Genomic DNA, 12,734 nt, shown 5'->3' on the forward strand with positions numbered 1-12,734 from the left:
AGTAAATAAAGTATAATTCCAGCAATAAAAATGCCAAGGGGTATCGTATGGATAAATTGACACAGTATCTTAAGACACATCCTGCAGATAAATTGCACCCTTCCGAGATCGCCTCGCTTCTCAAAGATCTGAATGAGAAGAATTTTGATGAAGCAGTCAAGCATATCCCCAAAGAACTTATTGCCGATGTGGCACTTGAACTGCCTGACAGGTATTTTGATGATGTCGTTGACTCGTTCACTTCAGAAGAACTGGCACAGTCGGTTGCCGAACTTGAATCCGATGACCAGACGGACTTCATTCAGGAGCTTGAAGAGATCGATGACAGCAAGGCCAAGGAAGTATTTAAGAAGCTGCATAAAGATGACCAGGCGGACATTCTTCAGCTCAAGCAGTATGATGATGATGAAGCCGGTGCCTACATGCAGGTGGAGGTCTATGCCGCCAGACTTGACCATAAAGTAGAAGATATCATCAAGGAGTTCGCCGAGCTGAAACGCAAGGGCGAACTTGAGACTGTAAACTATCTCTTTGTTACCGATGAAGACAATCATCTGCGCTACGGTGTAGGGCTCGATGATCTTCTGGTCTTTGATTTCAAAAAGACGCTCAGAGAGAATATCGGTGAGAATCCCGAAAAGTACAAGCCGATCATAGGACATGACCATGACGATATCAAAGAGATCGTCAAAAAATTCCAGGAGTACGACCTGAACTCCATGCCGATTGTGGATGACCACGGCTATCTTCTGGGCAGGATCACTTCGGATGATATTTACGATCTTATCTCCGAACATGCGACTGACCAGATGTATAACCTTGCCGGTGTCAATGACGATGCGGAAGAGGATGATGACCTGATCAAGGCTGGAAAGGCAAGGGCGGTCTGGCTGGGTATCAACCTGATCACAGCCATTGCCGCCTCTCTTGTGATCGGTATGTTCGAGGGAACGATTCAGTCCTATGTGGCACTGGCCGTTCTGATGCCGATAGTGGCTTCTATGGGAGGCAATGCGGGGACACAGAGCCTGACAGTCGTTGTCCGTCAGCTGGCACTGGGAGACATTGCAAAGAACGATGCCTACCGTACCATTAAGAAAGAAGTGATACTCTCTCTTGCCAATGGTCTGCTTTTCGCTATAATCATAGGTGTTATTGCTGCCATATGGTTCGATAAGGGTATGCTGGGTGTGGTGATCGCGCTTTCGATGGTCATCAACCTTCTCAGTGCAGGGTTTTTTGGCTCGATGATCCCGTTGATGCTCAAAAAGCTCAATATAGACCCGGCCATCGGCAGTACGGTCATACTTACGACCATTACGGATGTGGTAGGCTTTTTCAGTTTTCTGGGGCTTGCAAGCCTCATTTTATTATAATACAAAATAAAGGATAATTTTAGTTCAATGGACTTACTCGTTTTATATTTTTTAGCGGCAGTGATCGTCTCGTTCATCTGCTCGGTACTTGAATCGGTACTGCTTTCAGTCAATATGCCGTATATCTCGGTTTTGGAAAAAGAACGTCCCAAAGTGGGAGAACTTCTTAAATCACACAAGGTGCATATTAACAAATCCATCGCGTCCATACTCATTTTGAATACGATTGCCAATACACTGGGTGCAGCTGCGGTAGGTGCACAGGCTGAGCATGTATTCGGATCGGGAGCGGTTTTCTATGTTTCGATCGTACTGACCTTCGCCATTCTCTTCTTTGCCGAGATTATACCAAAGACTATCGGGGCGACCTACTGGAAGGTGCTTGCACCGGTTGCGGCTTATGTCATACGTTTGTTTATCTGGATCACCTATCCGATCATTCTGATGACACTTTTCGTGACCAACCGTATCAAAAAAGGTGATGAAGGGCACAGTCTGTCCAAAGAAGAGCTTCTTGAAAGTGCACTGCTGAGTGAAGACGAAGGTGTACTGGATGAGCAGGAATCCGATATTATAGAGAATATCCTGAAGCTGGATGATATCAAGGTTCAGGATATTCTGACACCAAGAAGTGTTGTCTTTGCTTTGGACGGGAACAGAATGATCAAAGATATCATCAAGAATGAACCGGATATCTTCAAATATTCTCGGATTCCTATTTATGATGAGAGCATAGAGAATGTCACCGGACTGGTACTGATCAAGCAGCTTTTTTCTCAAGCTCTCAACGATGACAGTGTTCTGCTGAAAGATATACAACAGGATATCTACCGTATCAATGAGCAGGTACCTGTTTCCTGGGCACTGGACCTCTTTATAGAAAAGAAGGCGCACATGTTCCTTGTCCTGGACAAATACGATCAGGTAGAAGGTATCGTAACGCTTGAAGACTGTGTCGAGACCATTCTGGGTGTCGAGATCGTGGATGAGAGTGATGCGCATGTAGACATGCGTGAACTCGCCAAACTTAAAATGCGTCTGCAGCGAAGACGGCAGAATAAAGATCTGAATTTAGACTGATGTCCTTTGCCTCTCTCAAACTTTCAACTGCACTGACCGAACTTCTTGAAGGGGAGGGGTATGCGCGTCCCACGCCTATTCAGCAAAAGCTGATCCCTGCACTGCTCGACGGGCAGAATGCCATTGCGTCCGCGCAGACAGGAAGCGGAAAGACTCTGGCCTACCTGCTGCCTGCACTCCAGCAGATCAACCCCGAGGCTGAAAAGGTCACGCATCACTATCCACGACTCTTCATCCTTTCGCCTACCAAAGAGCTAGCACAGCAGATCTATGAGGTTTCCAGACCTTTTGTCAATGCATTGGATTTGAATGTAGTGCTGCTTCAGGGAGGGGGAAGAAGGACAGTGGAGACCGAGCGCCTGAAAAAAGGGGTGGATGTCATCATCGCTACACCGCAGCGGGCGCTGGAGCACATAGAGGCACAGCATATCGACATCAAAGCGATACGTCACTTGGTGGTAGATGAAGCCGATATGATGTTCGATATGGGTTTTGTCGGCTACTTGGAGAAGATCTTCACCATGATGACCGAACGCTCGCAAAAGATCATCGTTTCCGCTACCATCACGCCAAGGGTGATCAAACTTGCCAAGACATATATCAAGCCGCTCAAACGTATTGAACTTGACCCTCCCGGAAAGATCGCTGATACGATTACGCAGATGCTTTATCCTGTACTTCGCAGCAAAAAGGAAGCGCTGCTCGCCTGGCTCATCTCATCGGGTAATTATGAGAAAGTCCTGCTCTTCGTGAGAAAGAAAGAGTTGGCCGACGGTGTGGCAGAGAGTCTGCGTTCATGGGACTACAAGGTGGGTATCCTGCACGGAGAGCGTACCCATCAGGAGCGCAAGAAGTCGCTCAATGCTTTCAGGGAAGGACGCTACCGGATACTGGTGGCAACGGATATCGCAGCACGAGGACTTGATATCAGCGATCTCGATGTTGTGATCAATTATGATATCCCCCATGTCAAGCATGATTTCATTCACCGTGTGGGACGTACGGGAAGGGCGGGCAGGGAAGGCATTGCCATTACGCTTGTCAGCCCTGATGAGATCGAACAGCTGCATGATCTGCAGAAAGTACTTGGTGGGAAAATCAAAGAGGTGATCCTTCCCGAGTATGCACCCAAAGAGGTAAAGGCCCGGGGCTTTTTACTGCATGGGCCCCAGCGTAGAAAAAAGAGCACTTCAGTCAAACGGGAATCGGCTTCACGACCCGGCGTCAAAAAAGGAAAGAAACGCAAAACGACCAAACGTGACGGTTTCAAAGCCTTTGATGCTGCCAAAAAGACCAAAGAAGCAAAAACACCTAACAAAAAACGCGGTAGAGGCAAAAAATAGCAGCAACGCTCTATTTCCGCGTAGGGTGCGTAACCACGCACCGATCAGATTGAATTACCTCATTGTACGGAAGCTGACAAGCAGCGGATGGTGATCGGAAATATCATGATCCGAGATCACCTCTTTGGCTGTACATTCCATGCCCCGGTAGAGTACGAAATCCAGCGGATATCCCATAAATGATTTGACATTGTCTTCTTTCGTGAATGTTACTCGTTCCAACGAGAGCTCATTCTGGAGTTTTTGCAGTGCTTCCATGCGCTTCTTGTTCCAGGCATTGAAGTCACCGGCAACGATCATCGGTCCCTCGTGTGTCCTTACTTTCTCGGCAAAAATTTCAAGTTCCCTTTCATAACTGCTGTTTTCCCTGAAATTGATAGCATGAACATTGAGAATCAGCAGGGTAATGTTCTCTCTGAGTGGGTAGGTACTCAAAAGTAGACTTTTATGCGGCCCCACGAGACTCTCTTGACTGTTCGATAGGTAGGCTTTTGCTGAGTTTGATTCAGTTCTGCAGGCTGTGAGTACACCATAGAAGGTATCTTTGACCTGCAGGTTCGCCGCCGCATCGTAGGCACAATCATCAATAGTAAACGTATCTCCTCTGAATTCCGCTTCCTGGAACATACAGAGGTAGAGATCTTTTTTCTTGAGCAACTTTTTCAAAAAAGTACTGAAGGCAGGGTCTGTTTGGTTCTTCTTATGTACATTCCAGCAGAGCAGAGTAAAGGTTTCCGGGAAATAGGAATTGCACTGTTTCCCACAGGCTTTATGATGGAGAACGGAGGGTAAAAAGCGTATCATGATAGAGGTGCAGCTATTGCAATCATAGTTTTAGTCCTTTTTGTATCAAATTATACTGATTCTAACACGAATATTTACTTTAACTATGTATAATTCATCCAAATTTTAATTATAATAAGGATGATAAATGGCACAAGTCCCTGAAGATGTAGGATGCAGTAACGAAGAGTGTGTGGAAGCCCCGAATTGCCAAAGAACGGTGATCTATGAGAACGGTACGGCAAGAGAAGTCAGAAGTTTTGGGGGAACACCTCAAAAAGGGTGTGGAAAATTTCTTCCCAAGAAAGAGAACGATAAAAAAAGAGAACGATAATTAAAAAAGAGATCAGGTCAAGTGGTTCTTGACCTGAGTAAAAAGCAAAGTCTATTTTCTTTGCTCAAATCCATTGGCGACAAATTCAAACTCATATTGGTGATTGGGGTATTTACTGACACCTTCCGCTATGAACTGCTGTTTGCTGATCTGTCCATCCCAGAGTTTGTACATGAGGTCTTTGAACCAGGCTTTACGCTCGGGAGTATCCAGAGCCATTCTGTGGTAGTTTGGATCACTCTTTGTGCTCTTTGCTACAGCGATCATATCTTCATGGAAACGGTCCTGTTTTTCAGGAGACGCATGCGCGTAGTCCGTCCTCTGTACTACTGGTGCTTTGGGTGCCGGAGCAGGTGCAGACGGGGAGAAGGAAGGAACCATCGAGTTGTTCGTACAGCCGGAGAGGGCCAATGCAGCTATCCCTGCTGCCAATAGTCTTAATTTCATGTCATTTTCCTCTATGATTTTATTGTCGCTATTATATCCAATCATCATAAATGTACTCTACTTTTTACGTACAAATTTACCTTTTGATTTATCTTTCACGATCTTGTCATAGGAAGCAAAAAGGCCGTTCATTACGGTATAGACACCATCTTCTTCAAGAAGCTGCATATAACCCAGTGCAGAAGTAAGGTTGGCTGTTGCTTCGACGGGATCGATACTGTAGGGTACCATCGCTCCTGTCAGGATAATCTTTTTCTCTATCTCTACCTCTGCAAGGTATTCGGCTGTGACATGCATAGTATCGGTACCGTGGATGATGATGATCTTTTCATGTTCTGTCTGGGTAGCAACTGAAAGAAGTTCCAGTCTGTCCTGGTTCGTCATGGCAAGACTATCCTTCCCTATGATACTGAGTACTTCGAATCTGCTCAACCACTTTGATGCGATCTCTTTTACTGCTTTGGAACTTTTCTCGACAATAAGATCTCCCACGATCGGATCGTAGATCTTGTTGAATGTACCGCCTGTGCTTATTATCAGTATTTTCTGCATTTTTTACCCTAATCTTCTATACTCGTTCTACATTTTACCTCAATGATGATAAAATACTCCAATTTCCAAAGGAGTATGACGTATGATCATGAAAGGTAAAAAAGGTGTCATTCTTGGCATCGCCAACAAAAAATCCATCGCTTACGGTATTGCAAAAGCCTGTCAGGAACAGGGTGCGGAAATGGCCATCACATTTCTTAACGAGCGTTTCGAACAGAAACTGGCTCCCATAGCCGAAGACCTTGGATGTGGAGCAAGACTGTACCCTTGTGATGTCAGCAAACCCGAAGAGATCAAAGCGCTCAAAGAGTCACTCGAGAAAGATATGGGAAAGATCGACTTCATCGTACATTCGATCGCATTTGCGCCAAAAGAAGGACTGAGCGGACGCTTTGTGGACATCTCCAAAGAAGCCTTCGATGTGGCCATGGACATCTCTGTCTACTCTCTCATCGAGATCACGAGAGAACTCAAGCCCATACTTTCCGACAACTCCTCCGTCCTGACGCTCTCCTATTACGGCGGGGAGAAGTATATACCGAACTACAATCTGATGGGCGTAGCCAAAGCAGCACTTGAAATGACGGTCAAATACCTCGCAGAAGACCTCGGCAGGGACGGCATCAGGGTCAATGCCATCTCGGCAGGGCCTATCAAAACACTCGCTGCTGCGGGAATAGGTGATTTTTCCTTCATGCTTAAATGGAATGCGGCACACGCGCCGCTGAAAAAGAATGTGACCATCGAAGAGGTGGGGAATTCGGGAATGTATCTGCTTTCAGACCTCTCTTCAGCTGTAACGGGTGAGATTCACTATGTGGACGGCGGATACAACATTATGGGAATGCCTGCTGTCGAGTTCGATGAGAATGGCAAACCGCATATTGCGTGGAACGGGGAGTCAAAATAGGCAATTGCTATTTTGAAGTGTTGAGAATTTAGCGTTTAGCGTTAAGAAGGGAGATTTGTTTGCGTTGTGAGAGACTGGATGTATGGAAACGAAGTTGCCGTTTGAGTGTAGAGGTCTATAAAAATTTCGCACAATGTAAAGATTTTGGTTTTAAAGATCAAATAACACGAAGCTCCCTTTCCATTGCAAGCAATATCGCTGAAGGCTTGGAAAAAGAATCCGATAAAGAAAAAGTACGTTTCATTGAAATTGCCCGTGGATCAAATGCAGAACTGATTACGCAAACTTACATCGGTATCGAGATAGGTTATATTAATAAAGAGACAGGGTTGGCTTGGATAAAAGAGCTTAATGAAATTTCACGTATGCTTATCGGCCTAAAGAAGAACTATGCCTAAACGCTCAACGCTTAACACTCAACGCTTTCATCAGGACTCGGATGAATATTTAAAGAAGAAGGCTTTCTTTGACAAGGTCTTGACTATTTACGGGCGCAATGCTGTATTGGAAGCATTGGAGGACCCGGACATTACCATCCATAAACTCCACCTTTCAAAGTCCAATAAAGATGCTCCGGTATTGGAGCAGATGAAAAAGATCGCTTCCAAACGTGGTATAGAAGTACAGTACCATGACAAAGCCTCTCTCTCACGTATCTCCAAAAATGCAAAACAGGACCAGGGGGTGGCACTTGACATTGTTCTGGAGCATTTCGGAGATGAGAAAGATTTCATATCGAAAAACATAAACTACCGTATCATCGCACTTGACGGGGTGACGAACCCCCAGAACCTGGGGATGATCATTCGTTCCTGTGCCGCAGGGAATATCGATGCGATCCTTCTGCCGACCAAAGGTGCAGCGCAGATCTCTCCACTGGTTATCAAAGCGTCTGTCGGTACACTTTTCAAGATGTCCATCATCAAAACCTCAAACTTGAAAGAGACTTTGAAACATTTCAGGAAAGAGGGTGCTTCACTCTATACACTCTCATCGCATGCAGACAAAAGTTACAAAGAGCAGATTTACAGCGAGAAAACTATTTTTGTACTCGGCAATGAAAGTGAAGGAGTCAGCCCGGCTGTTGAAAAACTTTGCAATGCTTCCATTGCCATACCCATGCAGCGCGGAGTAGAGTCACTCAATGTTGCAGTCACGGCTTCACTGCTGGCTTTTTTGTAGGGAAGAGAGGAAAGCGATGCGTCTTATAGCGGTTCTGTTGGCACTTCTGGCAGCATCCTATCTTTTTTGGGAAAGTCTGCAGAACGATCTTGCTGCCTCTGCTTCCGAGGTCGTCATCAAACAGACACGCCCTATGGATATGGCCTACGAGAAGAGTGAAGCACGTGCCTATGTGAACGAGATACGCCAGTCCATGGGAATGTCAACACTCTCGGAAAATGAAAAACTCGACCGTGCGGCGCAGGCACATGCGGATTATCTTATAGCCAATGACGAATCAGCCCATGCAGAGATTCCCGGACATAGAGGTTTTACGGGAGCTACACCAATGCAGAGGGCACTGAAGGCAGGCTACGACTCTTCGTTTGTAAGTGAAAACCTCTCAACCAAGAACAACAGCGGCAAAAGCTCCATCGACGGTCTCTTTTCAGCTATTTACCACCGTTTCGGCTTTCTCGACCCTGCTATCGACCAGATTGGTGTTGGTGCTACACAAAAGCCCTCAGACAGTACAAAAAGTGCTTTTGTCTATCTGATGGGAAACAGCGAGCTTGAAATGCTCTGCAACACACCAGGCTTCAAAGGGAGCGGCAGATATGTCTATAAAGTCTGCCGTGACCCCCAACACCGTATTGCCGAAAAGAAATTCAAAAGGGCACAGAACTACAACAAGCAGCATAATCCAAAGATTATTCTCTACCCGTATGACGGGCAGGAAGAGGTGCCGCCAGCCTTTTACAGTGAAGTCCCTGACCCACTGCCTGACTATGAAGTAAGTGGTTTTCCTGTCTCTGTGGTCTTCAACGACTACTACTTCAAAAAAGTTGACCTTGTGTCGTTCAAACTCTTTACCCAGGATGGGAAAGAACTCCAAAATGTACGTTTCATGGACAAACGAAGCGATCCTCATCAACGGTTCACAGCAAACCAGTTTGCACTTTTCCCTCTTGAACGTCTGGAGTACGGTACACGGTACCGTGCGGAGATAGTTTACTGTACTCCCAAAGGCCAAAAGCATCTATCTTGGTCATTTGAGACACAGAAGCCAACGGAAAAAATGCATATCATCACAAAAAGGGAAGAGACGATTCGCCTTGACCCGACTCGGGCCCATCTGCTTTATTTTCGACCCCTCGGCCCGCATGATATCATCAACGATATCCGTTTTCCTCTCGATGTTGATATTACTTTTGTGGACAACCATACCCTAAAGATTTCAGCCATGCCGGAAGGTACGCAGGATTTCGATATCACGAGCGCTTCACGAACGGTGCACGTGAAGGTACAGTAACAGATCTGCCTGCCTTGTGATATAATAGTCCTAAAAAAGGATACGCTCTATGCCTAAAGAAAAAGAAGAACTGTTTAAAAAGATCGGCGTGGATGTCAGTGAGGACAATATAAATATCGATATAAGAAAAACCAAAGACTTCTTCCTCATCCTGCAGGATAAACTGCAACAAAAAGCCCAAAAGATGGAAAATGACATCTCGGAAGGCAAGATAGACCTCGATGACAGTGTCGGTATCAAAGTCGATAATGAACATATCGATATCGATCTGAAGAAGACCAAAAATTTCATAGCCGAACTGGGTGAAAAGATCGAGCATTTTCTTGGGGAAATAGACCACGTGGCTAAGAAACTGGAAAAGTCTGTTGAGGATATAGATAAAAAATAGCTATAATCCGGGTTACATCAAGGGATGATCATGCAAAATCTCACAGTACTTTTAGTGAAAAAAACCACCCTCAACCAAAATCAGATCAAAAATATTCTAATGCTTTTGGACAAAGGTGATACCATCCCTTTTATTGCACGTTACCGTAAAGAGCTTACTGGTGGAGCTGATGATGATCAGTTGCGGGTATTTCATGATGTGTATTTGTCTGCTAAGCGTTTGTTGGAGCGCAAAGAGGGGATACTCCATATTCTTAAAGAGCGTGAACAATTAGGAAGTACGTTAAAGAACAGTATAGAAAATGCAGAGACGATGACTGCCTTGGAAGACATCTACAGACCCTACAAAGAAAAAAAGAACACTCGTGCCGCCACAGCCATGAAACAAGGGCTGGAGCCATTAGCCAATATCCTACAGTCTGCCAAGCTAAGTAAAGAAGCCTTCATGTCTGAAGCCAAACGTTTTGTACGTGGTGAAGTGAAAGATGTAGCCCATGCTATCAAAGGGGCACAGGATATCGTGGCGGAGCGTTATGCCGAACAGCCCAAAGAGAGGGAAGTGCTTCGCCAAATGGTACAGCGCCATGGAAACATAGAAGTTAAAGCCACCAAGCACTTTACAGAAAATGGAAGTTTTAAAAACTACAAGGCTCATACGGAGAAGATAGCCTATATCCCTTCACACCGTTACCTTGCCATCAAGCGTGGAGAGAAAGAGAAAGAACTCTCTGTCAAACTTAGCATAGATACAGAACGTTATCTGGAGACACTCAAACGCTATAAACTTCGTGATTATATGGGAAGCTCAAAGACGCTACTGTTAGAGGCGTACAAAGATGGTTTTAAACGACTGCTGTACCCCTCCATAGAACGTGAAGTCTTTGCCCTGCTTAAAGAAAAATCCGATGCGGCTGCCATAGGGGTCTTTGGTAAGAACATGGCACAGCTTTTTATGACCCCTCCCGTGACGGGTAAAGTACTTATGGGTGTGGATCCGGCATACCGTACAGGGTGCAAACTGGCAGTCATCGATGAAAACGGTAAATACCTTGACCATGCAGTCATCTACCCTGTACCCCCACGAGATGAATATGACAAATCTCGTGATGTGGTAGTCAAGCTGGTAAAAAAGTACAATATCCAAGGTGCAGCCATAGGTAACGGTACTGCCTCGAATGAAACCCAGGCATTTTTTGCCAAGCTTAACAGTGATGGTGTGACCATACCATACACCGTAGTATCCGAAGCAGGGGCATCCGTCTACTCTGCTTCAGCCATAGCAGCCAGGGAGTATCCAGACCTGGATGTCACCATACGTGGTGCCATCTCCATTGCCGGTAGGGTGCGTGACCCCATGGCAACACTGGTCAAGATAGACCCCAAGTCTTTGGGTATAGGGCAATACCAACACGATGTCGACCAAAAGCTCCTGGAGCGTAAACTCCATGAAGGGGTAGAGAGTCTGGTCAATGCTGTAGGAGTAGACGTGAATTCTGCTTCTGCTTCGCTGTTGTCTTATGTGGCAGGGCTAGGGATGAAAGTGGCAGAAAATATCGTCAAACATCGTGAGAGCGAAGGGACATTTGACTCTAAAAAGGCAGTACTCAAAGTCAAGGGCCTTGGCGCAAAAGCCTATGAGCAGGCAGCAGGGTTTTTGCGTATACGTGAAGGCAAGAGTATCTTCGATAACTCAGGCATACACCCAGAGAGTTATGCCGTGGCAAAAGCTTTAGAAAAATATGATGACCTGAGCGATACAAGGCAAATCGCTGAGGAGCTAAAGGTTGGTGAACCCACTCTGCTGGACATTATTAAAGAGTTAGCCAAGCCAGGTTTCGACCCCAGAGAAGAGCTACCCAGCATTCCTTTTAAGCAAGGACTTACAGACATCAATGCACTACGTGAAGGAAGTATCGTTTCAGGTGTGGTACGAAATATCGCCGACTTTGGCGCTTTTGTAGACATAGGACTAAAAAATGACGGGATGATACATATCTCCCAGATGAGTCAAAAACGCATCAAACATCCTTTGGAAGTATTGAGTGTGAATCAATACTTGCCTCGTGTTGAGGTGATAAGTATAGATTTGGAGAAGAACAAGGTGGGGTTGAGTTTGAAGGACGTGTAAAATATGTCAAATTGCCATAGGTACCGATATTGACATCGATAAAATCTTTTTAAAGATGAAGAACTAATTAGGTTTGACAAATAAATATATATATAATATAATGATCATATAACTAAATAAGGTTATTTATGTATAAATGGAACGAAGATAAAAACAGCACTTTAAAATCTCAAAGAGGTTTTTCTTTTGATGATGTGTTATCTGAAATGAAAGAAAATGGTGTGTTAGATAACTATAAACACCCCAATGTAGATAAATATCCAAATCAATATATCTACGTTATTGAACTTGGAGGGTATGTGCATTATGTACCTTATGTGTTTGATGGAGATGATATTTTTTTGAAAAACATTATACCAAGTAGAAAATTACACAAAAAATATGCAAAGGAGAAGTAATGAAGTATACAGATGAAGAGTTAGAGCTACTGGATGGACTGGAACAAAATGAACCAGAAACTGTAGATTTTGATAATGAAGCCATAAAAACAATGGCAGGTGATACACTAGAGTATCTTAATGAAAAAAAACAAATCAGTATAAATTTAAAACGTTCAGACCTTGACTTCATAAAACAAAGAGCAAAAGATATTGGTATCTCGTATCAGAGTATTATTCAGTCATTGGTGCATAACTATAGTACTAATAAGTTGGAATTAAAGTTATAACAAGTGACATTGCGAAGCTAAAGTCAAAAGAACTTGAAGAAGGTATACCTTAAGTATATTACTGGAAATTGGTGGAGAAATCTAGGATTGGATAGTGGTCAATATGATGACATTAGCATCACCTCATATTCTTTAGGGTTGAGGTCATCAGTATTGATTTGGAGAAGAACAAGGTAGGGTTGAGTTTGAAAGAGGTGTGAAATACTTAATATGACTTTTCCTATAGAATATATAAAAACAATTGGACTTGAATA

Annotated in this window: 15 protein-coding genes; 12 read left to right on the forward strand and 3 right to left on the reverse strand. The window is 44.4% G+C overall.

Going from position 1 to position 12,734, the window contains the following annotated elements:
- The first annotated feature begins 47 nt into the window (after window positions 1-47).
- Genes mgtE through SUN_RS03715 form a run of 3 tightly spaced genes read left to right on the forward strand, consistent with a single transcriptional unit; the run spans window position 48 to window position 3,799 of the window.
- Window positions 48-1,376 carry a magnesium transporter gene (gene mgtE, locus SUN_RS03705; RefSeq protein ID WP_011980403.1) on the forward strand — a complete coding sequence of 443 codons (1,329 nt, stop codon included), beginning with the start codon at window positions 48-50 and terminating at the stop codon, window positions 1,374-1,376.
- Between the two features lie 27 nt (window positions 1,377-1,403).
- Window positions 1,404-2,456, forward strand: a complete 1,053-nt coding sequence (locus SUN_RS03710) for a CNNM domain-containing protein (RefSeq protein WP_011980404.1) — start codon at window positions 1,404-1,406, stop codon at window positions 2,454-2,456.
- A complete protein-coding gene (locus SUN_RS03715; protein ID WP_011980405.1) occupies window positions 2,456-3,799 on the forward strand; it encodes a DEAD/DEAH box helicase in 1,344 nt (447 codons plus the stop codon). Before SUN_RS03710 ends, SUN_RS03715 begins: the two co-directional genes overlap by 1 nt.
- Window positions 3,800-3,853: 54 nt before the next feature.
- On the opposite strand, the gene SUN_RS03720 is transcribed toward SUN_RS03715, so the two are convergent.
- Entirely contained in the window at window positions 3,854-4,603 is a 750-nt protein-coding gene (locus tag SUN_RS03720; protein WP_011980406.1) for an endonuclease/exonuclease/phosphatase family protein, read from the reverse strand.
- A 127-nt stretch (window positions 4,604-4,730) separates the two neighbouring features.
- Between SUN_RS03720 and SUN_RS03725 the strand changes: the two genes are divergently transcribed.
- Window positions 4,731-4,916, forward strand: a complete 186-nt coding sequence (locus SUN_RS03725; protein WP_041672669.1) for a hypothetical protein — start codon at window positions 4,731-4,733, stop codon at window positions 4,914-4,916.
- 51 nt (window positions 4,917-4,967) lie between these two features.
- On the opposite strand, the gene SUN_RS03730 is transcribed toward SUN_RS03725, so the two are convergent.
- Together SUN_RS03730 and SUN_RS03735 are read right to left on the reverse strand one after the other, a co-directional pair.
- Entirely contained in the window at window positions 4,968-5,363 is a 396-nt protein-coding gene (locus SUN_RS03730) for a hypothetical protein (RefSeq protein ID WP_011980407.1), read from the reverse strand.
- Between the two features lie 57 nt (window positions 5,364-5,420).
- Window positions 5,421-5,915 (reverse strand): asparaginase domain-containing protein, encoded by a 495-nt coding sequence (locus tag SUN_RS03735; protein WP_011980408.1) that lies wholly within the window; start codon window positions 5,913-5,915, stop codon window positions 5,421-5,423.
- An 82-nt stretch (window positions 5,916-5,997) separates the two neighbouring features.
- On the opposite strand from SUN_RS03735, the gene fabI reads away from it, so the two are divergent.
- From fabI to SUN_RS03775, 8 genes are all read left to right on the forward strand, one after another.
- Complete coding sequence (fabI, locus tag SUN_RS03740; protein WP_011980409.1) at window positions 5,998-6,825, forward strand: enoyl-ACP reductase FabI; 828 nt, start codon at window positions 5,998-6,000, stop codon at window positions 6,823-6,825.
- Between the two features lie 59 nt (window positions 6,826-6,884).
- Window positions 6,885-7,223 carry a four helix bundle protein gene (locus SUN_RS03745; RefSeq protein WP_011980410.1) on the forward strand — a complete coding sequence of 113 codons (339 nt, stop codon included), beginning with the start codon at window positions 6,885-6,887 and terminating at the stop codon, window positions 7,221-7,223.
- The gene (locus SUN_RS03750; RefSeq protein ID WP_011980411.1) at window positions 7,216-8,007 is read left to right on the forward strand and encodes a TrmH family RNA methyltransferase; all 792 of its coding nucleotides are present in this window, start codon (window positions 7,216-7,218) and stop codon (window positions 8,005-8,007) included. Before SUN_RS03745 ends, SUN_RS03750 begins: the two co-directional genes overlap by 8 nt.
- 16 nt (window positions 8,008-8,023) lie before the next feature.
- On the forward strand, window positions 8,024-9,298 hold the full coding sequence (locus tag SUN_RS03755; protein ID WP_011980412.1) for a CAP domain-containing protein: 1,275 nt from the start codon (window positions 8,024-8,026) through the stop codon (window positions 9,296-9,298).
- 49 nt (window positions 9,299-9,347) lie between these two features.
- Window positions 9,348-9,686, forward strand: a complete 339-nt coding sequence (locus SUN_RS03760) for a hypothetical protein (protein WP_011980413.1) — start codon at window positions 9,348-9,350, stop codon at window positions 9,684-9,686.
- A gap of 30 nt (window positions 9,687-9,716) precedes the next feature.
- On the forward strand, window positions 9,717-11,813 hold the full coding sequence (locus SUN_RS03765) for a helix-hairpin-helix domain-containing protein (protein ID WP_011980414.1): 2,097 nt from the start codon (window positions 9,717-9,719) through the stop codon (window positions 11,811-11,813).
- A 128-nt stretch (window positions 11,814-11,941) separates the two neighbouring features.
- Window positions 11,942-12,211, forward strand: coding sequence for a hypothetical protein (locus SUN_RS03770; protein ID WP_011980415.1), 270 nt, complete (start codon window positions 11,942-11,944; stop codon window positions 12,209-12,211).
- Window positions 12,211-12,480: a hypothetical protein gene (locus tag SUN_RS03775; RefSeq protein ID WP_011980416.1), complete on the forward strand. Its 270-nt coding sequence runs from the start codon at window positions 12,211-12,213 to the stop codon at window positions 12,478-12,480. Before SUN_RS03770 ends, SUN_RS03775 begins: the two co-directional genes overlap by 1 nt.
- Window positions 12,481-12,734: the final 254 nt, after the last annotated feature.

Source organism: Sulfurovum sp. NBC37-1 (assembly GCF_000010345.1).
Lineage (GTDB): Bacteria > Campylobacterota > Campylobacteria > Campylobacterales > Sulfurovaceae > Sulfurovum.

What these genes read in the sequence shown, in the direction of transcription:
- SUN_RS03770 (WP_011980415.1), top strand. Translation starts at nt 11,942, where the DNA reads ATGTATAAATGGAACGAAGATAAAAACAGCACTTTAAAATCTCAAAGA.
- mgtE (WP_011980403.1), top strand. Translation starts at nt 48, where the DNA reads ATGGATAAATTGACACAGTATCTTAAGACACATCCTGCAGATAAATTG.
- SUN_RS03765 (WP_011980414.1), top strand. Translation starts at nt 9,717, where the DNA reads ATGCAAAATCTCACAGTACTTTTAGTGAAAAAAACCACCCTCAACCAA.
- SUN_RS03735 (WP_011980408.1), bottom strand. Translation starts at nt 5,915, where the DNA reads ATGCAGAAAATACTGATAATAAGCACAGGCGGTACATTCAACAAGATC.
- SUN_RS03715 (WP_011980405.1), top strand. Translation starts at nt 2,456, where the DNA reads ATGTCCTTTGCCTCTCTCAAACTTTCAACTGCACTGACCGAACTTCTT.
- fabI (WP_011980409.1), top strand. Translation starts at nt 5,998, where the DNA reads ATGATCATGAAAGGTAAAAAAGGTGTCATTCTTGGCATCGCCAACAAA.
- SUN_RS03750 (WP_011980411.1), top strand. Translation starts at nt 7,216, where the DNA reads ATGCCTAAACGCTCAACGCTTAACACTCAACGCTTTCATCAGGACTCG.
- SUN_RS03725 (WP_041672669.1), top strand. Translation starts at nt 4,731, where the DNA reads ATGGCACAAGTCCCTGAAGATGTAGGATGCAGTAACGAAGAGTGTGTG.
- SUN_RS03760 (WP_011980413.1), top strand. Translation starts at nt 9,348, where the DNA reads ATGCCTAAAGAAAAAGAAGAACTGTTTAAAAAGATCGGCGTGGATGTC.
- SUN_RS03775 (WP_011980416.1), top strand. Translation starts at nt 12,211, where the DNA reads ATGAAGTATACAGATGAAGAGTTAGAGCTACTGGATGGACTGGAACAA.
- SUN_RS03720 (WP_011980406.1), bottom strand. Translation starts at nt 4,603, where the DNA reads ATGATACGCTTTTTACCCTCCGTTCTCCATCATAAAGCCTGTGGGAAA.
- SUN_RS03755 (WP_011980412.1), top strand. Translation starts at nt 8,024, where the DNA reads ATGCGTCTTATAGCGGTTCTGTTGGCACTTCTGGCAGCATCCTATCTT.
- SUN_RS03730 (WP_011980407.1), bottom strand. Translation starts at nt 5,363, where the DNA reads ATGAAATTAAGACTATTGGCAGCAGGGATAGCTGCATTGGCCCTCTCC.
- SUN_RS03710 (WP_011980404.1), top strand. Translation starts at nt 1,404, where the DNA reads ATGGACTTACTCGTTTTATATTTTTTAGCGGCAGTGATCGTCTCGTTC.